The organism is Hasllibacter halocynthiae (assembly GCF_003003095.1).
GTDB lineage: Bacteria > Pseudomonadota > Alphaproteobacteria > Rhodobacterales > Rhodobacteraceae > Hasllibacter > Hasllibacter halocynthiae.
Map to the genome: position 1 here is coordinate 488508 of NZ_PVTT01000001.1, position 24318 is coordinate 512825.

Consider the following 24318-nt stretch of genomic DNA (forward strand, 5'->3'; position numbering starts at 1 on the left):
ATCGACCGCCTTCCTTGCTTGACCGTTGATCGCCCGTAGTGCGGGTGCATCCTCGGGATATCTAGGAATCGCGCCGCCCGGTTCCAAAGGGTGGGAGGAGATCGATGCGCTACCGCGTGCGTCATGCCGAGACGGAAGCCGACCTCGCGCTCGCGCTCGGGCTGCGTGCCGCGCGATTCCGCGCCGGCGGCGACGATCGGGACCGCTTCGACGGCATCTGCACCCATGTCCTGATCGACGACGCGGAGGGGCCGGCCTGCACCTTCCGCCTCCTTCCGCTGGCCGACGGGGGCGAGGTCGGACGCTCCTACGCGGCGCAGCACTACGACCTGAAGGCGCTCGAGCGCTTCGACGCCCCCATGCTGGAACTCGGCCGGTTCTGCACCCGCGGGGGCGAGGCGAACGCCGACCTGCTGCGCGTCGCCTGGGGCGAGCTGGCGCGGATCGTGGACGAGACGGGGGCAGGGATGCTGTTCGGCTGCTCGTCCTTCGCCGGCACGGAGGCCGCGGCCCATGCCGACGCGCTCGCCCTCCTGGCCGAGCGGCACCAGGCGCCCGCCCGTTGGCGCCCGCTGCGGCGCGCGACGGAGGTGCTGCGCCTGCCACGCCGCAAGCCGGACCCGCGCAGCGCGATGAAGGCGATGCCGCCGCTCCTGCGGACCTATACCGCGATGGGGGGCTGGGTGTCGGACCATGCGGTCGTCGATCGCGACCTCGGGACGCTCCACGTCTTCACCGGGCTCGAGATCGGCAGCATCCCGCCCGCCCGCGCCCGCGCCCTGAGGGGGCTGGCGATGTCCTGAAGGGGCTCGCCCCGGGGCCGGACGTCCGGCGCGGCGCCTAGTCCGCCAGGGCCGCGATGCCGGGCAGGGCCTTGCCTTCCATCCATTCGAGGAAGGCGCCCCCGGCCGTCGAGACGTAGGTCAGATCATCCGTCACGCCCGCCTTGGCCAGCGCGGCCACCGTGTCGCCGCCGCCCGCGACGGATATCAGCTCGCCGTCCCTGGTGCGATGCGCGACGTGCTCGGCCACGGCGAGGGTGCCCGCGTCGAACGGCTCCAGCTCGAAGGCGCCGAGGGGGCCGTTCCAAATCACCGTGCTCGCGTCCTCGATCGCTTGGCCGATGTGGAAGACGCTGTCGGGGCCGGCATCGAGGATCATCGCGTCCGCGGGGACGTTTTCGGCCATCACGACGTCGTTCTCGGCATCCGCCTCGAACTTCCACGCCACCACCACGTCGCGGGGCAGAAGGAGGGTGCATCCCTTCTCCTCCGCCTTGCGAACGATCTCGCGGGCGGTGTCGGCCATGTCGTGCTCGGCCAGCGACTTGCCGATGTCGATCCCTTGCGCAGCGAGGAACGTGTTGGCCATCCCGCCGCCGATGACGATGGAGTCCACCCGGTCGATCAGGTTCCGAAGCACGGCGAGCTTCGTGCTGACCTTCGCGCCGCCGACGATCGCCAGTACGGGCCGCTTGGCACGGCCCAAGACGGATTCCAGCGCGTTCAACTCGGCCTCCATCAGCCGGCCGGCGGCGGCCGGAAGCATCCGCGCCAAGGCGTGGGTCGAGCTGTGCGCGCGGTGCGCGGCGGAGAAGGCGTCGTTCACGTAGACGTCGCCGATCGCGGACAGGCGGCGCGCGAAGCCCTCGTCGTCCTGCTCCTCGCCGGGATCGAACCGCAGGTTCTCGAGCAGCAGGACGTCGCCCGGCTTCATCGACCCGGCGGCCGCCGAATAGTCGCCATCGGCGAACGCGACCTTCTGGCCGAGGGCGTCCTCCAGCGCGGGAACGATCTGGCGCAGCGAGAGCTCGGGCCGGACCTCGCCCTTCGGGCGGCCGAGATGCGCCAGCAGCACCGGCATCCCCCCCCTGGCCTGGATGTCCTTGACCGTGGGCACGATCCGCTCGATCCGGGTCGCGTCGGTGACGGCCCCGTCCTTCATCGGAACGTTCAGGTCCACCCGCACGAGCACGCGCTTTCCGTCGATCTCAAGGTCGTCGAGCGTCTTCCAGGCCATCGCGTTCCCTCCGGGCGGTATCGGCGTCCCCCTGCCGGCTTCGGCCCGCCGGACGCAAGGTCTTTCCAACGCACGGGTCGGGGCCTAGGTCCGCCGAAAGCGAACAAGGAGGGCCGCATGGCTGCCGATCCCGAAAATACCGTCCTGATGGAGCTGGAGAACGGCACCGTCACCATCGAGCTTCTGCCCGACGTCGCGCCCAAGCACGTCGAGCGGATGAAGGCCCTCGTGCGGGAGGGGGCCTACGACGACGTCGTCTTCCACCGCGTGATCGACGGTTTCATGGCCCAGACGGGCGACGTGGCGAACGGCAAGAAGGCGTCGCTGAACCTCTCGGCGGCCGGCACGGGCGGCAGCGACATGCCGGATCTTCCGGCCGAGTTCTCGAAGATCCCGCACGACCGCGGCACGGTCGGCGCCGCCCGGTCGCAGAACCCGGACAGCGCGAACTCGCAGTTCTTCATCAACTTCTCGGACAATAACTTCCTGAACGGTCAGTACACGGTCTACGGGCGGGTCACGGACGGGATGGCGCACATCGACGCCATCACGCGCGGAGAGCCGCCCCAGGACCCTGACCGGATCGTCAGCATGAAGGTGGCCGCCGATGCGTAGCGTTCTGATCCTGGCCCTGTCGGCCGCCCCCGCCTTCGCGACCGGCCTCGAGATCGACGTCGCCGGCGAGGCAAACGGCACGATCGTCGTCGACCTCTTCGACGATGTCGCGCCCCAGCACGTCGAACGGATAACCGAGCTGGCGGAGGAGGGCGCCTATGACGGCGTCGCTTTCCACCGGGTCATCGACGGATTCATGGCCCAGACCGGCGACGTCGAATGCGGCGCGCCCGGCGCGACCTGCCCGGCCGGCACCGGCGGCAGCGACCTGCCGAACGTCCCGGCCGAGTTCTCGGACCTTTCCTTCGAACGGGGCGTGGTCGGCATGGCGCGCACGCAGGACCCGAACAGCGCGAACTCGCAGTTCTTCATCATGTTCGCCCCGGGCACCTTCCTCGATGGCGAGTACACGGTCGTCGGCGAGGTGACGTCCGGCATGGACGTGGTCGACGATATCAAGCGCGGCCAAGGCCAGTCGGGCGCGGTCGCGGGCGAGCCCGACCGCATGACCGAGGTTCGCGTCACCGAGTGATGCCCGGCGCGGGGGGCGGGCCTGGCATGGCCCGCCCCCCCCCCCGCATCTGGCGCACGCCGGAAGGGGCGGCCCTCAGCCCATCCGCACCAGGGCGTGCCGCTTCTTGCCGGCCGACAGCTTCAGCGGCTCGGCAAAGTCGCGCGCGGTGAACATCCGGCCCGCGTCCTGCAGGGGCGCGTCCGCCGCCTGCGCCCCGCCGCCCGCGATCAGCCGCTTCGCCTCCTTGCCCGTGGGCGCGAGCCCCGAGCGCACGAGGAGTTGCGCGGCGGAGATGCCGTCCCCCACCTCGTCGGCGGAGAGGGTCAGCGTGGGCAGGTCGCCGCCCGCGCCGCCCCGCTCGAACACCTCGCGGGCGGTCGCCTCGGCCGTGGCCGCCGCCTCCGGCCCGTGGGCCAGCGCCGTCACCTCGTTGGCCAGCCGCACCTTGGCCTCGTTGATCTCGGCTCCCTCCAGCGCGCCGAGGCGCTCGCACTCGCCCACGGGAAGCTCCGTGAAGAGCTTCAGGAACCGGCCCACGTCGGCGTCCAGCGTGTTCCGCCAGAACTGCCAGAACTCGTAGGGGCTCAGCATGTCGGGGTTCAGCCAGACGGCGCCGCCCTGGCTCTTGCCCATCTTGCGGCCGTCGGCGGTGGTCAGCAGCGGCGTCGTCAGGCCGAACACCTCGCCCCCGTCGACGCGCCGGGTCAGGTCGATCCCGCCCACGATGTTCCCCCACTGGTCGGACCCGCCCATCTGGACGCGGCAGCCGTGGCGGCGGTGCAGCTCCAGGAAGTCGTAGGCCTGCAGGATCATGTAGTTGAACTCGAGGAAGCTCAGCGACTGCTCGCGGTCGAGGCGGGACTTCACCGATTCGAAGGACAGCATCCGGTTGACCGAGAAGTGCCGCCCGACATCCCGCAGGAAGCCCAGGTAGTTCAGCCCGTCCAGCCATTCGGCGTTGTTCAGCATCAGCGCGCCCGCGGGCCCGTCCCCGTAGTCGAGGTAGCGGTCGAACACCCGCTGCATCGAGGCGATGTTCGCGTCGATCGCACCCGCGTCCAGCAGGGGCCGCTCGTCCGAGCGGAAGGAGGGGTCGCCCACCTTCGTCGTGCCGCCGCCCATCAGGGTGATGGGGCGGTTCCCCGTCCTCTGCCACCAGCGAAGCAGCATCACGTTCAGCAGGTGCCCCACATGCAGCGAGCGCGCCGTCGCGTCGTAGCCGATGTAGGCGGTGACGGGGCCGGCCAGCAGCGCCTGGTCCAGCGCCTCCATGTCGGTGCAGTCCTGCAGGAAGCCGCGCTGCGACATCACCTGCAGGAATTCGGAGCGGGGCTGGTAGGGGGTCATCGCTTCCGTCCATCCTGGGCGTGTGGAGGCCGCATAGCGGGGGCGCATGGGAAGGAAAAGCGTGGAGGCTGCGGGATGCATGTCCGGCACCTCGCTGGACGGGGTGGACGCGGCCGTCCTGGTCACGGACGGCACGCGGATCGAGGGGTTCGGCCCATCCGCCTACCGGGCCTATTCGGGGGCCGAGCGCGCGATGATACGTGCCGCCCTTGGGCGCTGGCCGGGCGAGGACGGGGTGACCGAGGCCGCCGCGGCGGTCGAGGGTGCCCATGCGGGGGTGCTCGCGGATTTGCCGGGCGATCCCGTGGGCTTCCACGGCCAGACCCTCGCGCACGAGCCGGGCGGGCGCGGCACCCATCAGTGCGGCAGCGGCGCGCGCCTCGCCGCCGCGACGGGCCGGACGGTGGTCTGGGACTTCCGCTCCGGCGACGTGGAGGCCGGCGGGGAGGGGGCACCCCTGGCGCCGGTCTTCCACCACGCCTGCGCCCGGTGGGCGGGCCTCGGGACCTGCGCGTTCCTGAACCTCGGGGGGGTCGGCAACCTGACCTTCGTCGGGCCGGGCCCGCCGGAGGAGGCGCTGCTCGCGTTCGACACGGGGCCCGCCAACGCCCCCCTCGACGACCTGATGGCGGCGCGCGGCCTCGGGGCCTTCGACGAGGGCGGCCGGCTCGCCGCCTCCGGCGCGGTGGCCGAGAGGGTGATCGAGCGCCTCCTCGCCCGGGGCTACTTCGCGCGGATGCCGCCGAAGTCGCTCGACCGGGACGATTTCCCGGGCCTCGCCGGCGAGGTCGCGGCGCTGTCGGACGCAGACGCCGCTGCCACGCTGACCGCCGCCGCCGCCGCCTGCGTCGCGAAGGGGCTTGGGCATCTTCCCAGCCCCCCGGACCGCATCCTCGTGACGGGCGGCGGGCGCCTCAACCCGGCCATGATGGCCATGATCGCCGACCTCTGCGCGATCCCGGCCGTCCCGGTGGAGGAGGTCGGCCTGGACGGCGACATGCTGGAGGCGCAGGCCTTCGCGTTCCTCTCCGTGCGGGTGCTGAACGGCATGCCGATCAGCTTTCCCCGCACCACCGGCGTGCCGGCCGCGATGGCGGGCGGACGGGTCAGCCGACCCAGCCGCTGACCTTCTCCGCCAGGAGGGACCACGGCACCACGGTCGCCAGCCCCCACGCCGCCACCGCGGAGGCCGCGAACGCGCCCAGCATCAGCAGCCCGTCGCGGAAGAGGAAGGCCAGCCCGAACACAAGGATCGCCCCCATCGGGATGGTCGAGGCGAACGGCACCAGCTCGAGCGGGGGCACGGTGAGGCACAGCGCCAGCACCACCGCCGCGGCGGCCTGCCGCGCGGGCTTGCCGGTCAGGGGCGACAGGCGGCCCCGGAACCATCCGTCGAGGCGGTCGGCGAGGGGCCGCAGCTTGTCGGTCGCGCCCTGCAGCCTCCTCCCCTCGACGCCGCGGCGGGCCAGCTTGCCCGGAACGTGCGGCTCCTCCCGGCCGAACGCGATCTGCCCGGCGAAGACCGCGATCACCAGGGCCAGGAATGTGGGCACGCCGGGGATGCCGCCGATGGGGCTGATCTCGATGAGGGGCGGGACGATGAGGAAAGGCGCCGTGCCGCGGTGGCCCATCGCCTCCGCCATCTCGCCCACGGTTACCTTGCCGTCATGCGCCGCGTCCCGAAGGTCGTCCAAGATCTCGTTCACGCTGCTCATGGCGGGCAAACCGCCGGTGCCGCGCCCCGTTCCGGCCCGCCGCGAGGAATGTCGAACCCTTCGGGGGCGAGCTCGAACCCATCGAAGCGGAAGCCCGGGGAGACCGTGCAGGAGACGAGGGTGAACGCCCCCTCGCTGCGCGCCGCCTGCCAGAATCCGGCGGGAACGACGAGCTGCGGCGACTGCCCCCCGAGGACGTCCGGGCCCAGGGCCCGGTCCTCGGCCCGCGCCGCCGTCTCCGCCATCGAGAGCGTGAGCGGCGCGCCCGCGTGGAAGAGCCAGATCTCGTCCGCGTCCACCCTGTGCCAGCGCGAGACCTCGCCCGCGCGCAGGAGGAACAGGATCGCCGTTCCGGACGGCCGGCCGTCCCGATCCGGCCCCGCCCAGGTCTGGCGGTAATGCCCGCCCTCCGGGTGGGGGGCGAGTCGGAGCGATTCGATCAGGCGGTCCGCAAGGGGCATGGAACATTCTCCTGGGGCGGCGGCTTGGACAGACCAATGAAACAACCGGAAGAACGCAACATGCTCCGCACGATTTCCGCCATTGCCCTCGCCGCCGCGACCGCCGCGCCGCTGGCCGCGCAGGCCGACATCCTCGACACCGCGGACCTGATCCGCACCCGCGACATCACGGGCGGGCCGGTCTACTCGGTCGCCGATCGCTACGACGAGGACGCGTGGCTCGACCTCGACGACGACGCCTACTACGGCTACGAGAACTACGGCTACGGCACCGATTTCGACCAGATCGGCGAGATCGAGGACATCGTCCTCGACCGTTCGGGCCAGATGATCGGCATCGTCGCCGAGGTGGGCGGCTTCCTCGACATCGGCGACAAGCACGTGATGGTGCCGGTGGACGACATCCGCCTGACGGCCGTGGACGATGCGAACTACAGCTTCGTCACGCGCCTCTCGGAGGAGCAGCTGGAGGAGCTGCCGTCGGTGGACGAGGGCTTCTTCGACTGATCCCGAAGACAGGCACGACGGATGGAAGGGGGCCGCTCGGCCCCCTTCTTTCGTTGGGCGAACGGGGTAGGGCAGGGCACCGTGCGCCGGATCAACCTTTTCGCAACCCCCATCCCCTAACCTCCTTCCCACGTGGCGGGGGAGGCGTGCGGAATGCGGTGGCGAAGCGGCGACATGCCGGGGGCGGCGGGCCCCCGGAGGTGCGGGAGGGCCGCACGGTCGCCGGAGCGGGTTCCGGCGGACGGACGGGGTGCGCCTGCCGCCCGGTGGACGACGGCGCGAACGGCACGCGCCCGGGGCCGCCGCGGCCCCTCCGGCGGGCGGCCGGGCGGCAGGGTCGCGGGCGTATGGCCCGCCGTCCGGGCGACCCTCGGGGCGATCGTCCGATCAGGAGGGCGCGGGGCGGCCGGCGACCAGCACGATCTCGGGGCTCTGCGGGGTCCAGGGGCTGCCGTGCCAGTCGCCGTGCACCGCCCGAACGGCGAGGCCGGCGCGGCGGGCGGCTTCCTCGACCTCCTCGCGCGGGGGGAAGGCGAGGCGGGCGGTCGCGCGCCGTTCGGCGCCGCGCTCGACGAGGACGGTGTCGTAGCGGACGAGGTCGCCCTCCTCCCGGGTCTCGACCCAGGCCCGCACGCCGGGAAGGGGGCGGTGGCCCGTGTTCGCGGGGGTCCACCCCTCCCACGCCCGGCGAAGGGGGTTGCGCGTGTCGAGGACGAGCCTGCCGCCCCGCGCGAGGTGCCGGGCCGCCCCTTCGAGCATTGCGGCCCGGTCCTTCGGCGCCAGCAGGCACTGGAAGGCGTGGCCGGTCATGCAGATCAGGTCGAAGCGGCGGGGGAGGGCGAGCGCGGCGGCGTCGCCCCGGACCCAGCGCACGCGGTCCCCGCCGGGCCGCGCCCGGGCGACGGCGAGCATGGCCTCCGCCGGGTCGAGGCCCCACACCTCGCGCGCGCCGGCATCGCCGGCCGCCGCGAGGGAGGCGGCCAGCTCGCCCGTGCCGCAGCCGAGGTCGAGGACGGAATCCGCGTCCCCGGCGAAGCGGCGGACGAAGGCGAAATCCGCCCGGTCCCGGACCCCCTCGCCGTTCCGCGCGTCGTAGAGGGAGGCGAAGGCGGGGTCGTGGTAGAGCGGCTCGGGCATCGGCGGGACTTTCAGACGGGTCGCGTGACGGCGGCATCCGGCCGGGCAGAGAGGCGGAGCGGGTTCCGTCCGGTGGTGCGGCGGGGCGGCCCGGCGGACGCCCCGCGTGCCCCTTCAGCGCAGGACCGCCCGGCCCATGTAGCGGGCGACGGGGCCGAGCTGCTCCTCGATGCGGATGAGCTGGTTGTACTTGGCCAGCCGGTCCGACCGGGCGAGCGAGCCGGTCTTGATCTGCCCGCAATTCGTCGCGACGGCGAGGTCGGCGATGGTCGCGTCCTCCGTCTCGCCGGAGCGGTGGGACATGACGCAGGTCATGCGGCTCCGGTGGGCGAGGTCCACGGCCTGGAGCGTCTCGGTCAGGGTGCCGATCTGGTTGACCTTCACGAGGAGCGAGTTGGCCGTGCCGCGCGCGATCCCGTCGGCGAGGCGCGCGGGGTTGGTCACGAAGAGGTCGTCGCCGACGAGCTGGACCTCGTCGCCCAGCGCTTCCGTCAAGGCGGCCCAGCCGTCCCAGTCGTCCTCGGCCATGCCGTCCTCGATCGAGAGGATCGGATAGTCGCGGGCGAGGGCGGCGAGGTAGTCGACGTTCTGATCTGGCGTCAGGGCCTTCCCCTCCCCGCTGAGCACGTACTTCCCGTCCTCGAAGTACTCGGTCGCGGCGCAGTCGAGGGCGAGCATGACGTCGTCGCCGGGCCGGAAGCCGGCCGTCTCGACGGCCTTGAGGACGAAGTCGAGGGCCTCGCGCGTGGAGGGAAGGTCGGGGGCGAACCCGCCCTCGTCCCCGAGGCCCGTCGAGAGGCCGGCCTTCGCGAGGCCCTTCTTCAGGGTGTGGAAGATCTCGGACCCCCAACGGACCGCTTCGGTGAGCGAGGCCGCGCCGACCGGCATGACCATGAACTCCTGGATGTCGATGGGGTTGTCGGCGTGCTCGCCCCCGTTGACGATGTTCATCATGGGCACTGGCAGGACATGGGCGGAGGTGCCGCCCACGTAACGGTAGAGCGGCTGGCCCGCGTAGTCCGCGGCGGCCTTGGCCACGGCGAGCGAGACGCCGAGGATGGCGTTCGCGCCCAGGCGGGACTTGTTGTCGGTGCCGTCCATCTCGATCATGGCGTGGTCGATCGCGGCCTGCTCGAGCGCGTCGAACCCCTCCAGCGCCTCGGCGATCTCGCCGTTGACGGCGGCGACCGCGTTCAGGACGCCCTTGCCGCCGTAGCGGGCCTCGTCGCCGTCGCGCAGCTCGACCGCCTCGTAGGCGCCGGTGGAGGCGCCGGAGGGGACGGCGGCGCGGCCCATCGTGCCGTCCTCGAGGGTGACGTCGACCTCGACGGTGGGGTTGCCGCGGCTGTCGAGTATCTCGCGGGCGTGGATGTCGATGATCTCGGACATGGGGACTCCTTCGGGTTGGGGCGCGGCTTAGCCCGCTTCGACGCCCCGGGGAACCGCCACCCGCCCCTCGCGCAGGAGCGCGTAGAGGCCCGAGGCGATGACGATGCCGGCCCCGATGAGGGTCGCCGCCTCGGGCCGCTCGCCGAAGATCAGCGCGGCGAGGGCGAGGGCGAAGACGAGGCGCGCGTAGCGGAAGGGCGCGACGGCGGACGCCTCGCCGACGCGCATGGCCTGGGTGACGGCGAAGTAGCCCCCCGCGCCGAGCGCGATCAGGAGGGCGATGGGAAGGGCCAGGTCCGCAGTATAGGGCTGCGCGCCGCCCGTCGCGCCGAGGAGGAGCGCGCCGCCGGGAAGGATCGCGAGATAGGCCCAGAACGAGACCTGGAGCGTGCCCAGGTGCGGCGGGATGCGCCGCGTCGCGAGGTCCCGCGCCGTCAGGAGGACCGTCGCCGCGAGCGCGAGGAGGTCGGAGGGGCGGACCCCGTCCTCCCACGGGCGGATGATGAGGAGGACGCCGGAGAGGCCGACCGCGACGGCCGTCCAGCGCCGCCAGCCCACCCGCTCGCCGAGGAAGAGCGCGGCGCCCGCCGTGATGAGGAGGGGGGTCGCCTGGAGGATCGCCACCGCCGCGGAGAGCGAGCCGAGCGTGAGCGCGGAGATGAAGCAGACCGTCGCCACCCCTTCGGCGAGGTTGCGCAGCAGGAGCGCGCCCCGCAGCGGCGCCATGCACCAGAGGCGCTGCCCCGCCGCCGCCGCCGCGACGCCGAAGAGGAGGGTGCCGCCGACCCCCAGGGTCAGCATGACCTGCCCGGCGGGCATCCGCTCGCCCGTCCACTTGATTGCGGCGTCCTCGGCCGCGAAGGCCGCCATGGCGAGGAGCATCCAGAGGATGCCGGCGCGGTTGTCCATGACCCGCCGCTTGCCCGCACGCGGTGGGCCGCGCAAGGCGCCGCGGCGGATCCGGGGCGGCTGCCTTACCGGCGGCGGCGGCCGAAGAGCTCGAGGCGGTGATCGACGAGCTCGTAGCCAAGGCTTTCGGCGATGCGGCGCTGCAGCTCCTCGATCTCGGGGGAGGTGAACTCGATCACCTCGCCGGTGGCGACGTCGATCAGGTGGTCGTGATGATCCTGCGCGGCGTCCTCCCAGCGGGCGCGGCCGTCCCCGAACTCGCGCTTCTCGACGAGGCCGGCCTCCTCGAAGAGGTTGAGGGCGCGGTACACGGTGGCGATCGAGATGCCCGGATCGCGGCGCGCGGCCGCCTCGTGGACGGTCTCGACGTCGGGGTGGCCGCCGCCCTCCAGCACCTCGGCGACGAGGCGGCGGTGGCCGGTCATCCGCAGGCCCGCGGCCTCGGCGCGCTGGAGGAGGGTGGTCATGCCGGCCCGATAACGCGCCGGGACCTCTAGAACCAGCGGCGGACGTAGAAGAACGCGGCGAGCGCGAGGCCGAGGGCGACGCACGCGCCCGAGAGGACCCAGAACGCCCCGCCCCAGTCGAGGCCGGGCATGCCGCCGACGTTCACCCCGAAGAGGCCGGTGAGGAAGCCGAGCGGCAGGAAGATCGCCGCGACGATCGTCAGCATGTTCGCGTGGCGGGCCAGCCGCGCCGCCTCGCGCCCGTCGAGATGGTCGTCGAGCGCGGCCAGCCGGTCGCGGCTCGCCTCCAGCTCCTCGAAGGTGCGGGCGGCGCGGTCGGCGGTCTCCCGCAGGGAGGCGCGGGCGGGGCGGCCGAGGATCGCCCGCTCCTCGGCGAGGAGGGCGAGGGCGGCGGCCTGCGGGGCGGCGTAGCGGCGCAGCCGGATCGCCTGCGCCCGCAGCGCGCCGACGCCCGACCCTTCGGCGCCTTCGGTCAGGATCGCCTCCTCCAGCGCGTCGACCCTGTCGTCCAGCGCGAGCGACACCTCCTCGACCCGGCCGGTGATGGCGCGGGCGAGGAAGGCGACGACGTCGCCCGCCTCGGCCGGTCCCGCGCCGGCCCGCAGCGCCTGGCGCAGCGCCTCGATGGAGGCGAGCGGTCGGTGCCGGGCGCTGACGACGAGGCCCGGCGCCGCGTGGACCCGAAGGGAGATCATGTCCTCGGGGGCGGCGCCCTCGTTCAGGTTGGCGCCGCGCATGTTCACGACGAAGCCCGATTCGTAGGACGCGAAGCGCGGCCGCGTCTCGGGCGCGAGGAGGGCGCGCGCGATGGGGTCGGGCAGCGCGCCGCGGACCCAGGCGGCGAAGGCGGGGTCGGCGAAGTCGCCATGCACCCAGCGGGTCGCGCCCTGGGGGCGGGGGGCGCGGAGGTCGGCCCGGGCCGCGCCGCCGCCCGAGAGGTCGCGGCATTCGAGCGGAAGGAACGCGGCCATCCTCAGCGGACGAGGCGGGCGGCGGCCAGGAGGTCGCCCATCAGCGCCTCGCCCTCGGGCCATTCGCGGTAGCCGTCCGCCGCGCCGAGATGGCCGGCCGCGCCCATGTCCGCCAGCGGCGCGTCCCATGCCCGGGCGAGGGCGGCGGCGCGGGCGTAGTCGCACCACGGGTCGGATTGCGAGGCGGCGACCACGGCCGGGAACGGAAGGGCGCCCCAGGGGCCGCCGCCCTCGGGACCGGTGCCGAAGCGGGCGACCGCAGGCCGGGCCAGCCCCTGCGCCGCGTCGGGCGGCGCGGCCAGGAGCGCGCCGACGACCGGCGCCACCGCGGCCGGCGCGCCCTCCGCCAAGCCGGCGAGGACGAGGCAGCCCAGCCCGTGCGCGATCACGGCCACGGGGCCGCCGGCGTCCGAGATCGCCGTGGAGAGGGCGGCGCGCCATTCGCCCGGGTCGGGGTCGCCGGGGTCGGGCGGCGCCACCATGCGCCAGTCGCCCGGCCCCTCGGACCACGCGGTCAGCCAATGCGCCGGCTCGGGCCCGCCGAGGTCGGGCAGCGCGACGAAGGCCGGGTCAGACATGGAGTGTCCCCGACATCACCCGCACCGCCGGGCCGGCGACGCGAACCTCCGTCACGGCGCCACCCTCGACCACGGCGCGGGTCAGGATTCGCGAGGGGCGGCCCATCTCACCGCCCTGGCGGACGGTCAGGCGGTCGGGCCCGCCCCCTTCCGCGATCAGGGCGGCGAGCGCGGCGGCGGCGCTGCCGGTGGCGGGATCCTCCGGTATCTCGTCGAGGGGGGCGAACATGCGGGCCCGCACCTCGCCCCCGGTCCGCGTCCAGAGGTAGATCGCGAAGTCGAGCGGCGAGGGGAAGTCCTCGGCCGCCTGGCGGAACGCGTCCACGTGCGGCGCGGCCTGCGACAGGACGGTGGCGTCCGGCACCTCGGCGATCACGAAGGGCAGGCCGACGGACGCCCGCTCGCACGGGCCGAGGTCCGCCTCGGCGAGGCCGGTGCAGCCGGCGACGACATGGGCGGGGATCGCCTCGATCCGGCGGAGGGGGCCGGGGACGGTGAAAGCGGCGCCGCCGCTCTCGGCCAGGACGCGGATCGGGCCGACGGCGAGGTCGAGGACCATCCCGGGGCCGTGCCCGTCGGCGGCGAGCGCGCAGGCGGCTCCGATCGCGGGGTGGCCGGCGAAGGGCACCTCCTGGGTGGGGGTGAAGATGCGGGCGCGGGCGCCCCCGGGGGAGGCGTCGGCGAGGAACACCGTCTCGGAGAAGCCGAACTCGGACGCGATGGCCTGCATCTCGGGGGTGTCGAGCCCCTCGTCCCAGACGACGGCGAGAGGGTTCCCGCCGAAGGCCGCTTCGGTGAACACGTCCCAGACCTCGTAGCGCATCCATTTCCCCCGTCTCGCCCGGTGCCTAGCACGGGGGGCGCCGCCCGGCGCAAGTGTTTCGCGCTGGACGCCGCCCGCGGCCGCGCGCAGGAGCGGGGCATGGCGACTCGCACGCGCATCGACGGGATCGGGGCGGCGGCCCTGGCGGGCTTCTCGCTGCTGCTGGCGTTCAACCAGGTCGTCATCAAGCTGGTGAACGAGGGGCTTCAGCCGATCTTCCTCGCGGGGGTGCGGTCGCTCCTCGCCGCGGGGGTGCTGGTCGCGGTCATGGCGCTGCGGGGCGCGCCGGCGCGGTTCCGGCGCGAGATGTGGGGGCCGGGGATCGCGATCGGCCTCGTCTTCGCGTTCGAGTTCGTGTGCCTCTTCCTCGCGCTCGACCTGACCACCGTGACGCGCACGAGCGTGATCTTCTACTCGATGCCGGTGTGGATGGCGCTGGCGGCGCACTTCCTCCTGCCGGGGGAGCGGCTGACCCGGACGCGCGCGGCCGGGCTGGCGCTGGCCTTCGCGGGCGTGGTGGTGGCGATCCTCTGGCGCGGCGGGGGCGGGGAGGCGTCGCTGGTCGGCGACCTCTTGGCGCTGGGGGCGGCCTTCGGCTGGGCGGGGATCGCCCTCATCGCCCGCGGGACCCGGCTGCGCGAGGTCCGGCCTGACATGCAGCTGGTCTGGCAGCTCGCCGTGTCGGCGCCGGTGCTGCTGGCCGCGTCGCCCTTCTTCGGGCCGTTCCTGCGGGAGTGGGAGCCGGTCCTCTGGTGGGGGGTGGGCTTCCAGGTCGCGCTGGCCTCGGGGGGGTTCCTGTTCTGGCTGTGGCTCCTGACGGTCTATCCCGCGTCGGGGGTCGCCGCCTTCGCCTTCCTCGCGCCCTGCTTCGGCGTCCTGCTGGGATGGGGGATGCTGGGCGAGCCGATCGGCTGGCCCATCGCGGGCGCGCTGGCGCTGGTGGCGGGGGGGCTCTTGCTGATGAACCTGCCCGTGCCGCCCCCTCAGGTGCCGCAGAAGGTCGCCTCGACCACCTCCTCGGGGCGGGGCGGGGCGTCGTAGCCTTCGGGGGCGGGCCCGTAGGGGTCCGCCAGCGCGGCGTGAAGGGCGCGGAAGGGGCTGAGATCGCCGCCCGCGGCCGCCTCGATCGCCTGCTCGATCCGGTGGTTGCGGGGGATCACGGAAGGGGAACGGGCGCGCATCAGCGCCGCCGCCTCGTCCGGGCCGAGGGGGTCGCGGCGGCGCCGCTCCTTCCAGTCCCCGGCCCAGGCGTCGAACGGGGCGGGGTCGTCGAAGGCGTCCCGCGCGGCGCCGCCCGCGAGGCCGCGGAAGGCGTTCGTGAAGTCCGCCCGCCCCTCGGCCATCGCCGTCAGGAGGCCCTCGGTCAGGGCGAGGTCGCCCTCCTCCTCCGCGCCGAGGCCCAGCTTGGCGCGGAAGAGGCGCAGCCATTCGGCCTGATAGAGCGGGGCGAACCCGTCCACCGCGGCCTGGTAGGCGGGGATCGCGCCCTCGCGGTCCTCCTCCAGCGGGAGGAGGGCGGTCGCGAGCTGGGCGCAGTTCCACGCGGCGATGCCGGGCTGGTTCGCGTAGGCGTAGCGCCCCCCCCGGTCGATGGAGCTGAAGACCCGCGCGGGGTGGTAGGCGTCCATGAAGGCGCAGGGGCCGTAGTCGATGGTCAGTCCCCCGACATGGGCGTTGTCCGTGTTCATCACCCCGTGGATGAAGCCGAGCGACATCCAGCGCGCGACCAGCCGCGCCTGCGCCGCGACCACCGCCCGGAGGAAGCCCGAGGGGCCGTCAGCGTCCGGGTGGTGCCGCTCGGTCCCCACGCGGAGGAGGAGGCGCAGCGCCTCGGCGTCGCCGCGCACGGCGAAGTACTGGAACGTGCCCACCCGCAGGAAGGAGGGCGCCGCCCGCGCCAGCACCGCGCCGGGCAGGGGGCCGGCCTCGCGCAGGACCTCGGCCCCCGTGGCCGAGGCCGCGAGCGCGCGGGTCGTCGGCACCCGGAGGGCGTGCATCGCCTCGGAGACGAGGTACTCCCGCAGCACCGGCCCGAGCCAGGCCCGCCCGTCGCCCCCGCGCGAGAAGGGCGTCCGGCCCGATCCCTTGAGCTGCACCTCCCAATGGTCGGGGCCCTCGCCCCCCTCCCAGATCAGGTGGGCGCGGCCGTCGCCGAGCTGCGGCACGAACCCCCCGAACTGGTGCCCCGCATAGGCCGCCGCGACGGGAGAGGCGCCGGGAACGGGGGCGGCGCCCGTCAGCACCTCGACGGTCCGAAGGTCGGCCGGGAAGCCCATCGCGTCCGCCAGCCCCCCGTTCAGGACGAGGAGGTCCGGGGCGGGCGCGGGCTCGGGCGGGGTGGGGACGGCCATGCGCGGCGGCAGGGCCATGGTGCGGAGGGTCATGGACCGCACCTAGGTCCGGGGCGGCGGTCCGCAAAGGCCCGTCGCGGCGCCCCCCGCTGCCCCCGGCGGCCCCCGGCGGCCCCCGGCGCGGGAAGCCGGCGCGGGCCGGCCTAGCCGGCCAGCGGGGGCGGCCCGGATGCTCGGCCGCCGACGCCGGGCGGAAGGGCCTGCGGAAGGGCCTCTCGCCGCGGGGTCACGGCAGCCGTCCGATCCGTTCCGCCAGGAGGTCGTAGAAGGCGTCGGCGTCGACGTCCCCCAGGAAGAGGGCGTTGGGGGGGCGGTCCGTGACGCCCCACCAGTCGGCGACGGTCATGCCGCGGGTCAGGTCGCTCTCGGTCTCGATCTCGACGTTGATCTCGCGGCCCGTGAAGAGGTCCGGCCGGAGGAGCCAGGCGATCGTGAGCGGGTCGTGGAGGGGGCCGCCGTCGGTGCCGTACTTGTCGCGGTCGAACCGCTCGAAGAAGTCGAGCCAGCCGGCGACCACCGGCCCGGCGCGGTTGGGCATGGCGCGGAACCGCTCGATCCGGTGGCGCAGGGTCAGCGCCTTGTGGGTGCAGTCGAGTGGCACGACCGTCAGGGGCACGCCTGAGCGGAACACGATGGCGGCCGCCTCCGGGTCGGCCCAGATGTTGAACTCGGCCGCGGGGGTGATGTTGCCCACCTCGAAATAGGCGCCGCCCATCAGGACGATGCGCCCGAGGCGGCCGGCGATGTCTGGGGCGCGCCGCAGGGCGGTGGCGACGTTGGTGAGGGGGCCGAGGGGCACGAGCGTCAGGCCGTCCGCGGCGCGCGCCGTCTCGACGATCACATCGACGCCGTGGCGGGGGTCGAGGGGGATCGTCGGCTCGGGCAGGTCGGCGCCGTCGAGGCCGGTGTCGCCGTGGACGTGCGCGGCATGGGCGGGTGCGCGCCGCATGGGGCGGTCGCAACCCATCGCGACGGGGACGGCCCTGCCGGACAGCTCGACGGCCTGCAGCGCGTTGCGGGCGGTCCGCGCGACCGGCACGTTGCCGGAGACGGCGGTGATGGCGCGGACGTCCAGCTCGGGCGAGGCGAGGGCGAGGAGGATCGCCACCGCGTCGTCCTGGCCGGGATCCGTGTCGATCAGGATCGGGCGCGGGGTCATCCCTTGGCCTCCTGCCATGCCCTTTCCATCCGGGCGCGATGCTCGGGCGCGGGGCGCAGGCCGTCCCTCGCCAGGGCGTCCTCGACGGCGGCGAAGCGTTCGACGACCTTCGCGTTCGTGCGGCGCAGCGCGGCCTCCGGGTCGACCCCGAGGAGGCGGGCGAGGTTGGCGGCCGTGAAGAGGAGGTCGCCCATCTCGGCCTCCGTGGCGTCCCCGTCGCGCGCGGCGCATGCCTCGGCCAGCTCGGCGGCCTCCTCGGCGATCTTGTCCACGGCGCCATCCGCGTCGTCCCAGTCGAAGCCCACGCGGGCGAGGCGCCTGGAGAGCTTCTGCGCCCGCATCAGGGCGGGCAGGCCCAGCGCCACGCCGTCGAGCGTGCCGCCCTCGCCGCGCTCCGCGCGCTCGGCGGCCTTGGCGGCTTCCCAATCGGCGGATTGCTGGTCCGGGCTCTTGTCGCGCGAGGCGTCCCCGAAGACGTGCGGGTGGCGGGCGATCATCTTGGCCGAGATGCCGGAGACGACGTCGCCCAGCGTGAAATGCCCTGCCTCCTCGGCCATTTGCGAGTGGTAGATCACCTGGAGGAGGAGGTCGCCCAGCTCGCCGCGGAGGTCGTCCCAGGCGCGGCGCCGGATGGCGTCGGCGACCTCGTGGGCTTCCTCGATCGTGTAGGGGGCGATGGAGTCGAAGTCCTGCTGGACGTCCCAGGGGCAGCCGGTGCCCGGGTCGCGCAGGCGGCGCATGACCTCGCGCAGGCGCGAGAGGTCGTCGGGCGTCCGGTGGATCGGGTCCGTCACGAGGCGGCGAGGGCCTGCATGATCGGGGCAAAATCCCCTGGCTTCAGCGAGGCGCCGCCCACGAGGGCCCCGTGGACGTGGGGGACGGCGAAGATCTCGGCCGCGTTCGAGCCCTTCACGCTGCCGCCGTAGAGGAGGCGGGTGCCCGCCGGGACGCGGCCGGCCAGGAAGGCGTGAACCTCGGCGATCTGGTCCGGGGTCGGCACGCGGCCGGTGCCGATGGCCCAGACGGGCTCGTAGGCGACGACGAGGCCGGGGGCGCGGTCCGGCACCGATCCGGCGAGCTGCGCGCCGACCACGTCGAGGGCCCGGCCGCCCTCGCGCTGGTCCAGCGTCTCGCCCACGCAGATCACGGGGGCGAGGCCGGCGGCGACGGCGGCCTCGGCCTTGGCGCGGATGGCATCGTCGGTCTCGCCATGGTCGGCGCGACGCTCGGAATGGCCGAGGATCACGGCCGTGGCGCCCGCGTCGGCGAGCATCGCGGCGGCGAGGTCGCCGGTGTGAGCGCCCTTCGCGGCGGCGTGGCAGTCCTGCCCGGCGAGGGCGACCCCGGCGTCCCGCGCCCGGTCGAGGAGCGTGGCGGGCAGGGCGAGAAGGACGTCGATCCCCCCCGGCGCGGCCTCGGCGACGGCGCGGACGGCCGCGAGGTCGGCCGAGGTGCCGTTCATCTTCCAGTTGCCGGCGGCGAGCTTTCGCATGGGATCACTCCAGTTCCGAGAGGGCCTGCCGCGCCCAGTCGCAGGCCGCTTCCGCGTCGTCAACGGCGGCGGGCGGCAGGGTGAGCCAGGGCAGCGCGGGGTCCGGCCAGCGCCGCGCGCCCGCGGCCTCGAGCCGGGCGGCGAGGGGGCCGGGCGCGCGCAGCCAGAGCGTGCCGGTCCGGTCCAGGCGGGCGAAGAGGATGCGGCGGCCAAGAGCCGGGCGGCGGTAGAGGAGGACGGTGCCCTCCAGCGTCGCGGACCCCGCGCGGAGCCGGCCCAGAGGGGCGAGGAGGCGCAGGGCGGCGGCGACGTGATCGGGATGAACCTCGCCCCGCAATACGTTCATCCGAGGCGGGAAAGCGCTTCTCCCGCGAGGGCGGACGCGGCGTCGGGATCGTCCGCGGCGTCCGGCGGCAGGGACCAGTAGCCCATCGTGGCGACCGAGCCGTCCTTGCGGACAATGGAGAACCGCCCGGACCCCCGGGCGGCGAGGCGTTCGGCGAAGGGACCGTCCGCCTTCGGGCGCGTCACGCCGTCCCTGCCGATCATCGCGAAGATCGTGCCGGAGCGGCAGAAGGAGGCCCCGCCCATCATGCGGCGGTGGGTGAGCGGGCCGAGATCGGCGAAGAGGTCGTGGACCGCCTCGATCTGCTCGGCGGAGACGGCCACTAGAGCGTGGGGGGCGCGCCGGGGGCGGCCGTCAGGGCCTCGTCGAACTTGATCGACTCGCCGCAGCCGCAGGCCTCGGTCACGTTGGGGTTGCGGAAGACGAAGCCCGACTCGAGCAGCTTCGTCTCGTGGTCGATCACCGTGCCGAAGAGGAACATCTGCGCCATGGGGGCGATGACGACGCGGGCCTCCGTGCCGTCGGGGGCGCGGGTGGCGACGACCTCGTCGTGCGGCTCGGCCGCATCGACGTAGTCCATCGTGTACTCCATCCCCGCGCAGCCGCCCTTCTTCACGCCGAGCTTGAGGCCGAACTTGCCGTCCCGGCCGGCGAGGCGCGCGATATGGGCCGCGGCGGCGGGCGTGATCTCGACGGGGGACTTTCCGGGGATGCCGAACATGGGTGCGCCTCCTCGCCCGAGAGGTAGTCGCGCGGGCGGCGTGGATCAAGCGGCGCCCCCCCGGGAAAGGGGCGGGAGAGGAGCGCGGGAGGGGCGCGCGGTGCGTTAACGCCCCCGAAAGGCGTGCAGGGCAGGATGGGGGCATGAGGCGGCGAATCCCATCCGCGCGAAAGCGAACCGGCCCCATCGCGGGCGCGGCGTTCCCGGTCCGGCGCCGGATGCCGGGCGGGGTGCGCCCGCCGCACGCGTGGCTGCGGGGGATCCGGCCGCGGAGGATCCGGACGGGGGCGGGCGGCCCCTCCTCAGGTGGCGCCGCCCCGCGCCGAGAGCCATGCGCCGAGCGCGTCGAGGGCGGCGCGGATCGGGGGATCGTGGCGCGCCTCGTGGTGCGAGACGAGCCATTCCTCGGACCGCAGCTCCGGGATCGGATCGCCGAGGCGCAGGAGGGCGGAGGCATCCCCCACGCCCGTCGGCAGCACGACGCGCCCCAGCCCCGCCTCCGCGAGCGACAGGGCGAGGCGGGGGTCGTTTGCTGCCGTCGTCACCGCGTCCCCGTGCCGGGCGGCGACCCAGGCGGCCGATGGCGTGCGCGCGGCGTCGTCGCCGGCGCCGATCCAGCCATGCACCCCGGGGTCCGCGCCGTAGACGGCGAACTCGGTCGTGCCGGTCCGCCGCCCGGCGAGCCAGGGCTGCGCGGGGCGGCGGTTGCGCAGGCCGACGTCCACCTCGCGCCGGGCGACGTCCATGTCGAGGTCGCAATGCACGAACTCGGGGATCCAGGGGGCGTCCGGCGACCACCATTCGCCCACGTGCCGCGCGAGCGAGAGGGCCGACCACGTCCCCGCGGTGACGCGAACCCGGGGCCGCGCCGCCGCGCCGGCCCATGCCGCGACGGAGGCGGCGGCCGCCTCCATCCGCCCGGCCCGCGCGAGGAGGGCGCGGCCGTCCGCGGTGGTGGCGTAGCCCTGCGGCCCGTGGAGGAAGAGGCGCCGGCCCAGCCGCGCCTCGAGCGCCTTCATCCGCCGGGAGAGGGTGGGCACGGATGCGCCCGTCTCCTTCGCGGCGGGGGCGAGGGCGCCGTGCCGGGCGACGGCGGCGAAGAGGGCGATGTCGTTCCAGTCCACGCGGGCCGGCATAGCGCGGCAGGGGCCCGGGCGCGACTTTCACGGACGGAACCGCCGTCTCGGACATGGGGGCTGACGGGCGGCGCGGCGGGCGGTCAGGCCGGGGGCATCCCGAGAGGAGACGCGCCATGGCACGACACGACTGCGGACACGACTGCGGAAACCCGCTGGAGACCCTCTACACCATCCCCGAGCGCGCGCCCCGAACGGAGGCCGAGCGCCGCGCCCGGGCCGAGATCGCCCTGCGGCGGGCCGAGCGCCGGAAGGCCCGGTGGTGGCGCCGCGCCCTCGCCGCCCTGCGGCGCGCCCAGGGGGAGCGGGCGAGCGCCCGGATCGGACAGGGCGCGCCGCATTCGTGCAGGCGAGGGGCCGCGAGGATCGGGGAAGGCGCCGCGCCGCGTGGCGGCGGGCGTGGCGAACGGGTCGGCCCGGATGCCGGCCGGCGGTCCGGGGAGGGGTGCCGGGGCGCGCGAGGGGCTACATGAACCCCAGCTCGAGCCGGGCCTCGTCGGACATCATGTCCATGCCCCAGGGCGGCTCCCAGGTCAGCTCGACGTCGACCTGGCGGACGCCCGGCAGGGGCTCGATCGCCTCGGCGACCCAGCCGGGCATCTCGCCCGCGACGGGGCAGCCGGGCGCGGTCAGGGTCATGATGACCTTCACCGCGTTCTCGTCGTCGATGAGGATCGTGTAGACGAGGCCGAGGTCGAAGATGTTGACCGGGATCTCGGGGTCGTAGACCGAGCGGCACGCCTCGACCACCTGCTCGTGCAGGGGGTGGTCGGTGGAGGAGGGCCGGATCAGCGGCGCGCCCTCCATCGGGGCGCCCTCGGCGGCGTCGGCTTGGTCCTCGGGCATGGTGCACCTCCCGCAAATCCTGATGGGGGACGTAAGGATTGCCGCGCCCGGGGTCCAGCCCCGGCGGCGGGACGCGGGTCACGAGGTGTGGGCCGCGCCCCTGCAGAGGGCGGCGGCGGAGGGGCTGGCGCGAAGGGCGAGGCCGGCGCCCGGCGGGTCGGTCCGGACCGCGCGGAACCCCGCCGCGTCCCTGGAGGGCCGCCAGCACTGGTCGTCGATCGGGCCCTTCAGGGCGACGTAGCAGAAGCCGTCGTCCCCGGGCGCGGGCGCCAGGATCCGCAAGGTGGCGCAGGACCCGTCCGGAAGCTCGACCGTGGAGGTGCGGGCGTCCGCGGCGAAGCGCTGGCGCACCACGAGGGCGCCGCGGTCGTCCCGCCAGTCGAACGTCCGTCCCGCCACGGCGGCGAGGTAGCGGGCCGGGTCCATCGGTTCGGCGGCCGCGGGATGCGCCCCGCCCGCGAGCGCGAGGACCAGCGGCGCGAGCAGCCGCCCGGACGCGGCGCCGGCGGTCACACGGAGGGCGCCGTGCTGCACTGCAGGGGCTGGTCGCCGAGGAGCGCCACGATGCCCACCGTGCCGTCCGCCGCGCCGACGAGCGCGAGGTCGCCGTCGCGGATCACCGTACGCCAGCAGGAGGGGGCGCCCTCGATCGTCTCGTAGGCGAAGCAGAGCTGGCCTTCCTTCACGAAGACTTCGCCCTCGTGGCAGGTGCCGTCGTACCAGATGTAGCGCACCCGGCCCTGGCCGAGGAACCGCTCGAAGTCGACGCGCCCGGGGTTCTCGGGGTCGTCGTAGCGGACGGTCTGGCCCTCGACCGCGGCGAGGAAGTCGGCGGGATCGACGGGCTCGTCGGCCTGCTGGGCGGCGGCGGGCAGGGCGAGGCCCGCCAGGAGGATGGTCGTGCGAAGCATGTCGGGGTCCCCGTGCGTGGCGGCGGTCGGCATGCCTCTAGCATCCCGCCGCCGCGCGCGGAACGGGGCGTCCGGCCGCCGCGGGGGGGCGTGGAACGGCGGCGCCGGGGCCGGGCCCCGTGGGGCCGGCCGTGGGGCGGGCTGGGTGAGGGGTGCACGCGTTCGGGCGAAGCGCGTCCCATGCAGGGTCGTGGGCGCGGGGCCGCGCCGGCGCGGGCATCGCGACCCGTTACGCTGGCATCGCGGCCCGTTCCGAGGTCGATGGGACGTGGCGCGTCCGGCCGAGCCGGAGCGCGTCCCGTGAGCCGGTGGCGGAGCATGGGGCGGGGGCCGCGGCCGGGTCAGGGAGCGGCGGGAAATCGGGCGTCGGCGCGTTCGGCCGAGCCGGAGCGCCTCTCAGGTGGCGGTCGTGGGGCCGGGGCCTTGGCCGGGTCATGGGGGCAGCTGGGCGTGGGGCGGCGGCGCGTTCCGCCGGGCGAAGCGTGCCTCCGGCGCCTGCGGAGTAGGCCCTCGCCAAGCCGTGCCGGGCGGTGCCGGGCGTGGGTCGGCGGTGCGGCCTGGTGCGGCCTGCCGGGGTGACGCCCGTCTCGCGCGGCCGGTCTGCCGCGCCCGGCGGGTGATGCGCCGGTCGCGGCAGACCGGCCGCCGCCGGGCGGGCGGATCACACGGAGGGGCGGCCCTCGCACTGGACGGTGGCATCGACGGGGGTGGCCCGCTGGACGTCGGCCGCGCCGGGGCGGGCGAGGCGGACGTGAAGGTCGCCCTCCGCCTCGAAGGGCCACCAGCACCACCGTTCGTCCCCGTACTCGTCCGGGTAGCGAAAGCAGATGGTCGGCCCCTCGACGGTGACGAAGCCCACGACGCAGGTGCCGTCTGCCTCGGCCCAGACGGTGCGGGTGCGGGATAGGAACTCCTCCGTGCCGACGGGGGCGCCGGAGAAGGTGTCCGTGAAGCGGATGGTCCGCCCCTCGACGCGGTCGAGGAACTCGTCCGGGGTGAGCGACTGCTGCGCCGCGGCGGGCAGGGCGGCGAGAAGGGCGAGGAGGAGGGCGCGCCTCATGCCGTGGGCCGCCCCTCGCAGGCGACGGGAACGTCCGAGGGCGTCACCTCCTGCACATGGGACGGGTCGTCCACGGAACGAACGAAGAGCGCGCCTCCGTCCTCGAACGGCCACCAGCAGTGCCGGGTCTGGCCGGGGGCGAGGTCCGGGTAGTCGAAGCAGAGCTGCGGGCCCTCGACGGAGAGGAAGCCGACCGCGCAGGTCCCGTCGTGATGGGCGTAGATGGACCGCTCGCGGGAGAGGAACTCCTCCGCGCCGATGAAGTCGCCATCGCCGGGATAGGCGAAGATGGCGCTGCCGGGGGCGAGGCGGTCGAGGAACTCGTCCGGGGTGAGCGACTGCTGCGCCGCGGCGGGCAGGGCGGCGAGGAGGACGAGGAGGAGGGCGGGCGCGCGGGTCACGATATCGGCTCGCCCTCGCAGCCGACCATGTCGTCGGAGATGCGGGCGATCCGCTGGACCTCGAGGGTGGAGGTGGAGCGGACCTTCAGCGTGCCGTCCTGGCGGAAGGGCCACCAGCAGTGGAGGCGGCCGGCGTCGTCCTCGTACTCGAAGCAGAGCTCGGGGCCCTGGGCGAAGACGCGGCCGTAGGAGCAGGACCCGTCGGCGCGCGCCCAGACCGTGCGTTCCCGCGAGAGGAAGCGTTCGGTGCCGACGAGGGCGCCGGTGTCGTCGCCCACGAAGGTCATCGTGCGCCCCTCGGCCGCATCGAGGAACTCGGACGGCGAGGCGATCTGCTGGGCGGAGGCGTGCGCCGCGGCGAGAAGGGCGGCGACGAGAAGGAGGGCACGGGTCATGGGGGGATGATCGCGGCGGCGCCCGCCGGGATCAAGGCGGGTTCTCGA

The 24318-nt window shown here is 74.5% G+C and carries 32 protein-coding genes; 7 read left to right on the top strand and 25 right to left on the bottom strand.

What is annotated here, in order from left to right; genetic code table 11:
• Window positions 1-104 precede the first annotated feature (104 nt).
• Window positions 105-803 (top strand): GNAT family N-acetyltransferase, encoded by a 699-nt coding sequence (locus BCF33_RS02480; RefSeq protein WP_106159348.1) that lies wholly within the window; start codon window positions 105-107, stop codon window positions 801-803.
• A gap of 37 nt (window positions 804-840) precedes the next feature.
• Here BCF33_RS02480 and BCF33_RS02485 read toward each other — a convergent pair whose 3' ends face one another.
• Complete coding sequence (locus BCF33_RS02485; protein WP_106159349.1) at window positions 841-2019, bottom strand: phosphoglycerate kinase; 1179 nt, start codon at window positions 2017-2019, stop codon at window positions 841-843.
• 117 nt (window positions 2020-2136) lie between these two features.
• Between BCF33_RS02485 and BCF33_RS02490 the strand changes: the two genes are divergently transcribed.
• Both BCF33_RS02490 and BCF33_RS02495 read left to right on the top strand, forming a co-directional pair.
• Window positions 2137-2634 carry a peptidylprolyl isomerase gene (locus tag BCF33_RS02490; protein WP_106159350.1) on the top strand — a complete coding sequence of 166 codons (498 nt, stop codon included), beginning with the start codon at window positions 2137-2139 and terminating at the stop codon, window positions 2632-2634.
• On the top strand, window positions 2627-3166 hold the full coding sequence (locus tag BCF33_RS02495) for a peptidylprolyl isomerase (RefSeq protein ID WP_106159351.1): 540 nt from the start codon (window positions 2627-2629) through the stop codon (window positions 3164-3166). The genes BCF33_RS02490 and BCF33_RS02495 overlap by 8 nt, the downstream gene beginning before the upstream one ends.
• A gap of 75 nt (window positions 3167-3241) precedes the next feature.
• On the opposite strand, the gene tyrS is transcribed toward BCF33_RS02495, so the two are convergent.
• A complete protein-coding gene (gene tyrS / locus BCF33_RS02500) occupies window positions 3242-4495 on the bottom strand; it encodes a tyrosine--tRNA ligase (protein ID WP_106159352.1) in 1254 nt (417 codons plus the stop codon).
• 46 nt (window positions 4496-4541) lie between these two features.
• Here tyrS and BCF33_RS02505 point away from each other — a divergent pair, with 46 nt between their 5' ends.
• Window positions 4542-5621: an anhydro-N-acetylmuramic acid kinase gene (locus BCF33_RS02505; protein ID WP_106159353.1), complete on the top strand. Its 1080-nt coding sequence runs from the start codon at window positions 4542-4544 to the stop codon at window positions 5619-5621.
• Here BCF33_RS02505 and BCF33_RS02510 read toward each other — a convergent pair.
• Together BCF33_RS02510 and BCF33_RS02515 are read right to left on the bottom strand one after the other, a co-directional pair.
• Window positions 5602-6210, bottom strand: a complete 609-nt coding sequence (locus tag BCF33_RS02510) for an exopolysaccharide biosynthesis protein (RefSeq protein WP_106159354.1) — start codon at window positions 6208-6210, stop codon at window positions 5602-5604. The genes BCF33_RS02505 and BCF33_RS02510 overlap by 20 nt on opposite strands.
• A complete protein-coding gene (locus BCF33_RS02515; protein ID WP_106159355.1) occupies window positions 6207-6671 on the bottom strand; it encodes a cupin domain-containing protein in 465 nt (154 codons plus the stop codon). Before BCF33_RS02515 ends, BCF33_RS02510 begins: the two co-directional genes overlap by 4 nt.
• A 60-nt stretch (window positions 6672-6731) precedes the next feature.
• Between BCF33_RS02515 and BCF33_RS02520 the strand changes: the two genes are divergently transcribed.
• The gene (locus BCF33_RS02520) at window positions 6732-7178 is read left to right on the top strand and encodes a PRC-barrel domain-containing protein (protein WP_170073271.1); all 447 of its coding nucleotides are present in this window, start codon (window positions 6732-6734) and stop codon (window positions 7176-7178) included.
• A 387-nt stretch (window positions 7179-7565) separates the two neighbouring features.
• On the opposite strand, the gene BCF33_RS02525 is transcribed toward BCF33_RS02520, so the two are convergent.
• The 7 genes from BCF33_RS02525 to BCF33_RS02555 form a co-directional block, all read right to left on the bottom strand.
• Window positions 7566-8315, bottom strand: a complete 750-nt coding sequence (locus BCF33_RS02525) for a class I SAM-dependent methyltransferase (protein ID WP_106159357.1) — start codon at window positions 8313-8315, stop codon at window positions 7566-7568.
• Window positions 8316-8429: 114 nt separating this feature from the next.
• Window positions 8430-9704: a phosphopyruvate hydratase gene (eno, locus tag BCF33_RS02530; protein ID WP_106159358.1), complete on the bottom strand. Its 1275-nt coding sequence runs from the start codon at window positions 9702-9704 to the stop codon at window positions 8430-8432.
• A gap of 27 nt (window positions 9705-9731) precedes the next feature.
• Complete coding sequence (locus BCF33_RS02535) at window positions 9732-10613, bottom strand: DMT family transporter (protein WP_106159359.1); 882 nt, start codon at window positions 10611-10613, stop codon at window positions 9732-9734.
• A 65-nt stretch (window positions 10614-10678) separates the two neighbouring features.
• Window positions 10679-11080, bottom strand: coding sequence for a Fur family transcriptional regulator (locus BCF33_RS02540; protein WP_106159360.1), 402 nt, complete (start codon window positions 11078-11080; stop codon window positions 10679-10681).
• A gap of 26 nt (window positions 11081-11106) precedes the next feature.
• A complete protein-coding gene (locus BCF33_RS02545) occupies window positions 11107-12051 on the bottom strand; it encodes a CorA family divalent cation transporter (RefSeq protein WP_158259337.1) in 945 nt (314 codons plus the stop codon).
• Window positions 12052-12053: 2 nt separating this feature from the next.
• Window positions 12054-12629 (bottom strand): RBBP9/YdeN family alpha/beta hydrolase, encoded by a 576-nt coding sequence (locus tag BCF33_RS02550; protein ID WP_106159362.1) that lies wholly within the window; start codon window positions 12627-12629, stop codon window positions 12054-12056.
• Window positions 12622-13452: a PhzF family phenazine biosynthesis protein gene (locus BCF33_RS02555; protein ID WP_106159363.1), complete on the bottom strand. Its 831-nt coding sequence runs from the start codon at window positions 13450-13452 to the stop codon at window positions 12622-12624. Before BCF33_RS02555 ends, BCF33_RS02550 begins: the two co-directional genes overlap by 8 nt.
• A 99-nt stretch (window positions 13453-13551) precedes the next feature.
• Here BCF33_RS02555 and BCF33_RS02560 point away from each other — a divergent pair, with 99 nt between their 5' ends.
• Window positions 13552-14493 (top strand): DMT family transporter, encoded by a 942-nt coding sequence (locus BCF33_RS02560; protein WP_106159364.1) that lies wholly within the window; start codon window positions 13552-13554, stop codon window positions 14491-14493.
• Here the strand turns inward: BCF33_RS02560 and BCF33_RS02565 are convergent.
• The 8 genes from BCF33_RS02565 to BCF33_RS02600 all read right to left on the bottom strand — a co-directional run bounded on the left by BCF33_RS02565 (window position 14436) and on the right by BCF33_RS02600 (window position 20645).
• Window positions 14436-15836, bottom strand: a complete 1401-nt coding sequence (locus tag BCF33_RS02565; RefSeq protein WP_106159365.1) for a protein adenylyltransferase SelO — start codon at window positions 15834-15836, stop codon at window positions 14436-14438. The genes BCF33_RS02560 and BCF33_RS02565 overlap by 58 nt on opposite strands.
• A gap of 193 nt (window positions 15837-16029) precedes the next feature.
• Complete coding sequence (locus BCF33_RS02570) at window positions 16030-16962, bottom strand: nucleoside hydrolase (RefSeq protein WP_106159366.1); 933 nt, start codon at window positions 16960-16962, stop codon at window positions 16030-16032.
• Window positions 16959-17702 (bottom strand): nucleoside triphosphate pyrophosphohydrolase, encoded by a 744-nt coding sequence (gene mazG / locus BCF33_RS02575; protein WP_106160166.1) that lies wholly within the window; start codon window positions 17700-17702, stop codon window positions 16959-16961. Before mazG ends, BCF33_RS02570 begins: the two co-directional genes overlap by 4 nt.
• 50 nt (window positions 17703-17752) lie before the next feature.
• Window positions 17753-18454 carry a triose-phosphate isomerase gene (tpiA, locus tag BCF33_RS02580; protein ID WP_106159367.1) on the bottom strand — a complete coding sequence of 234 codons (702 nt, stop codon included), beginning with the start codon at window positions 18452-18454 and terminating at the stop codon, window positions 17753-17755.
• Between the two features lie 4 nt (window positions 18455-18458).
• On the bottom strand, window positions 18459-18800 hold the full coding sequence (locus tag BCF33_RS02585; RefSeq protein ID WP_106159368.1) for a TfoX/Sxy family protein: 342 nt from the start codon (window positions 18798-18800) through the stop codon (window positions 18459-18461).
• Window positions 18797-19123, bottom strand: coding sequence for a TfoX/Sxy family protein (locus BCF33_RS02590; protein WP_106159369.1), 327 nt, complete (start codon window positions 19121-19123; stop codon window positions 18797-18799). Before BCF33_RS02590 ends, BCF33_RS02585 begins: the two co-directional genes overlap by 4 nt.
• On the bottom strand, window positions 19123-19521 hold the full coding sequence (locus BCF33_RS02595; protein ID WP_106159370.1) for a HesB/IscA family protein: 399 nt from the start codon (window positions 19519-19521) through the stop codon (window positions 19123-19125). Before BCF33_RS02595 ends, BCF33_RS02590 begins: the two co-directional genes overlap by 1 nt.
• Before the next feature lie 302 nt (window positions 19522-19823).
• Entirely contained in the window at window positions 19824-20645 is an 822-nt protein-coding gene (locus BCF33_RS02600; protein ID WP_158259338.1) for a LysR family transcriptional regulator, read from the bottom strand.
• A 128-nt stretch (window positions 20646-20773) separates the two neighbouring features.
• On the opposite strand from BCF33_RS02600, the gene BCF33_RS13870 reads away from it, so the two are divergent.
• Entirely contained in the window at window positions 20774-21130 is a 357-nt protein-coding gene (locus tag BCF33_RS13870; RefSeq protein WP_146132775.1) for a hypothetical protein, read from the top strand.
• Here the strand turns inward: BCF33_RS13870 and BCF33_RS02605 are convergent.
• The 6 genes from BCF33_RS02605 to BCF33_RS02630 all read right to left on the bottom strand — a co-directional run bounded on the left by BCF33_RS02605 (window position 21123) and on the right by BCF33_RS02630 (window position 24270).
• On the bottom strand, window positions 21123-21503 hold the full coding sequence (locus BCF33_RS02605) for an SUF system Fe-S cluster assembly protein (RefSeq protein WP_106159372.1): 381 nt from the start codon (window positions 21501-21503) through the stop codon (window positions 21123-21125). The two genes, BCF33_RS13870 and BCF33_RS02605, sit on opposite strands and share 8 nt — an antisense overlap.
• Before the next feature lie 78 nt (window positions 21504-21581).
• Window positions 21582-22016, bottom strand: coding sequence for a hypothetical protein (locus tag BCF33_RS02610; protein WP_106159373.1), 435 nt, complete (start codon window positions 22014-22016; stop codon window positions 21582-21584).
• Window positions 22013-22447: a hypothetical protein gene (locus BCF33_RS02615; protein ID WP_106159374.1), complete on the bottom strand. Its 435-nt coding sequence runs from the start codon at window positions 22445-22447 to the stop codon at window positions 22013-22015. Before BCF33_RS02615 ends, BCF33_RS02610 begins: the two co-directional genes overlap by 4 nt.
• Window positions 22448-23075: 628 nt before the next feature.
• Entirely contained in the window at window positions 23076-23474 is a 399-nt protein-coding gene (locus tag BCF33_RS02620) for a hypothetical protein (RefSeq protein WP_106159375.1), read from the bottom strand.
• On the bottom strand, window positions 23471-23875 hold the full coding sequence (locus BCF33_RS02625) for a hypothetical protein (protein ID WP_106159376.1): 405 nt from the start codon (window positions 23873-23875) through the stop codon (window positions 23471-23473). The genes BCF33_RS02620 and BCF33_RS02625 overlap by 4 nt, the downstream gene beginning before the upstream one ends.
• The gene (locus BCF33_RS02630; RefSeq protein ID WP_106159377.1) at window positions 23872-24270 is read right to left on the bottom strand and encodes a hypothetical protein; all 399 of its coding nucleotides are present in this window, start codon (window positions 24268-24270) and stop codon (window positions 23872-23874) included. The genes BCF33_RS02625 and BCF33_RS02630 overlap by 4 nt, the downstream gene beginning before the upstream one ends.
• Window positions 24271-24318 lie beyond the last annotated feature (48 nt).

Excerpts from the sequence above, each read along its gene's own strand:
- BCF33_RS02480 (WP_106159348.1), top strand. The coding sequence starts at position 105 with ATGCGCTACCGCGTGCGTCATGCCGAGACGGAAGCCGACCTCGCGCTC.
- BCF33_RS02485 (WP_106159349.1), bottom strand. The coding sequence starts at position 2,019 with ATGGCCTGGAAGACGCTCGACGACCTTGAGATCGACGGAAAGCGCGTG.
- BCF33_RS02490 (WP_106159350.1), top strand. The coding sequence starts at position 2,137 with ATGGCTGCCGATCCCGAAAATACCGTCCTGATGGAGCTGGAGAACGGC.
- BCF33_RS02495 (WP_106159351.1), top strand. The coding sequence starts at position 2,627 with ATGCGTAGCGTTCTGATCCTGGCCCTGTCGGCCGCCCCCGCCTTCGCG.
- tyrS (WP_106159352.1), bottom strand. The coding sequence starts at position 4,495 with ATGACCCCCTACCAGCCCCGCTCCGAATTCCTGCAGGTGATGTCGCAG.
- BCF33_RS02505 (WP_106159353.1), top strand. The coding sequence starts at position 4,542 with ATGGGAAGGAAAAGCGTGGAGGCTGCGGGATGCATGTCCGGCACCTCG.
- BCF33_RS02510 (WP_106159354.1), bottom strand. The coding sequence starts at position 6,210 with ATGAGCAGCGTGAACGAGATCTTGGACGACCTTCGGGACGCGGCGCAT.
- BCF33_RS02515 (WP_106159355.1), bottom strand. The coding sequence starts at position 6,671 with ATGCCCCTTGCGGACCGCCTGATCGAATCGCTCCGACTCGCCCCCCAC.
- BCF33_RS02520 (WP_170073271.1), top strand. The coding sequence starts at position 6,732 with ATGCTCCGCACGATTTCCGCCATTGCCCTCGCCGCCGCGACCGCCGCG.
- BCF33_RS02525 (WP_106159357.1), bottom strand. The coding sequence starts at position 8,315 with ATGCCCGAGCCGCTCTACCACGACCCCGCCTTCGCCTCCCTCTACGAC.
- eno (WP_106159358.1), bottom strand. The coding sequence starts at position 9,704 with ATGTCCGAGATCATCGACATCCACGCCCGCGAGATACTCGACAGCCGC.
- BCF33_RS02535 (WP_106159359.1), bottom strand. The coding sequence starts at position 10,613 with ATGGACAACCGCGCCGGCATCCTCTGGATGCTCCTCGCCATGGCGGCC.
- BCF33_RS02540 (WP_106159360.1), bottom strand. The coding sequence starts at position 11,080 with ATGACCACCCTCCTCCAGCGCGCCGAGGCCGCGGGCCTGCGGATGACC.
- BCF33_RS02545 (WP_158259337.1), bottom strand. The coding sequence starts at position 12,051 with ATGGCCGCGTTCCTTCCGCTCGAATGCCGCGACCTCTCGGGCGGCGGC.
- BCF33_RS02550 (WP_106159362.1), bottom strand. The coding sequence starts at position 12,629 with ATGTCTGACCCGGCCTTCGTCGCGCTGCCCGACCTCGGCGGGCCCGAG.
- BCF33_RS02555 (WP_106159363.1), bottom strand. The coding sequence starts at position 13,452 with ATGCGCTACGAGGTCTGGGACGTGTTCACCGAAGCGGCCTTCGGCGGG.
- BCF33_RS02560 (WP_106159364.1), top strand. The coding sequence starts at position 13,552 with ATGGCGACTCGCACGCGCATCGACGGGATCGGGGCGGCGGCCCTGGCG.
- BCF33_RS02565 (WP_106159365.1), bottom strand. The coding sequence starts at position 15,836 with ATGACCCTCCGCACCATGGCCCTGCCGCCGCGCATGGCCGTCCCCACC.
- BCF33_RS02570 (WP_106159366.1), bottom strand. The coding sequence starts at position 16,962 with ATGACCCCGCGCCCGATCCTGATCGACACGGATCCCGGCCAGGACGAC.
- mazG (WP_106160166.1), bottom strand. The coding sequence starts at position 17,702 with ATGCGCCGCCTGCGCGACCCGGGCACCGGCTGCCCCTGGGACGTCCAG.
- tpiA (WP_106159367.1), bottom strand. The coding sequence starts at position 18,454 with ATGCGAAAGCTCGCCGCCGGCAACTGGAAGATGAACGGCACCTCGGCC.
- BCF33_RS02585 (WP_106159368.1), bottom strand. The coding sequence starts at position 18,800 with ATGAACGTATTGCGGGGCGAGGTTCATCCCGATCACGTCGCCGCCGCC.
- BCF33_RS02595 (WP_106159370.1), bottom strand. The coding sequence starts at position 19,521 with ATGTTCGGCATCCCCGGAAAGTCCCCCGTCGAGATCACGCCCGCCGCC.
- BCF33_RS13870 (WP_146132775.1), top strand. The coding sequence starts at position 20,774 with ATGGCACGACACGACTGCGGACACGACTGCGGAAACCCGCTGGAGACC.
- BCF33_RS02605 (WP_106159372.1), bottom strand. The coding sequence starts at position 21,503 with ATGCCCGAGGACCAAGCCGACGCCGCCGAGGGCGCCCCGATGGAGGGC.
- BCF33_RS02615 (WP_106159374.1), bottom strand. The coding sequence starts at position 22,447 with ATGCCGACCGCCGCCACGCACGGGGACCCCGACATGCTTCGCACGACC.
- BCF33_RS02620 (WP_106159375.1), bottom strand. The coding sequence starts at position 23,474 with ATGAGGCGCGCCCTCCTCCTCGCCCTTCTCGCCGCCCTGCCCGCCGCG.
- BCF33_RS02630 (WP_106159377.1), bottom strand. The coding sequence starts at position 24,270 with ATGACCCGTGCCCTCCTTCTCGTCGCCGCCCTTCTCGCCGCGGCGCAC.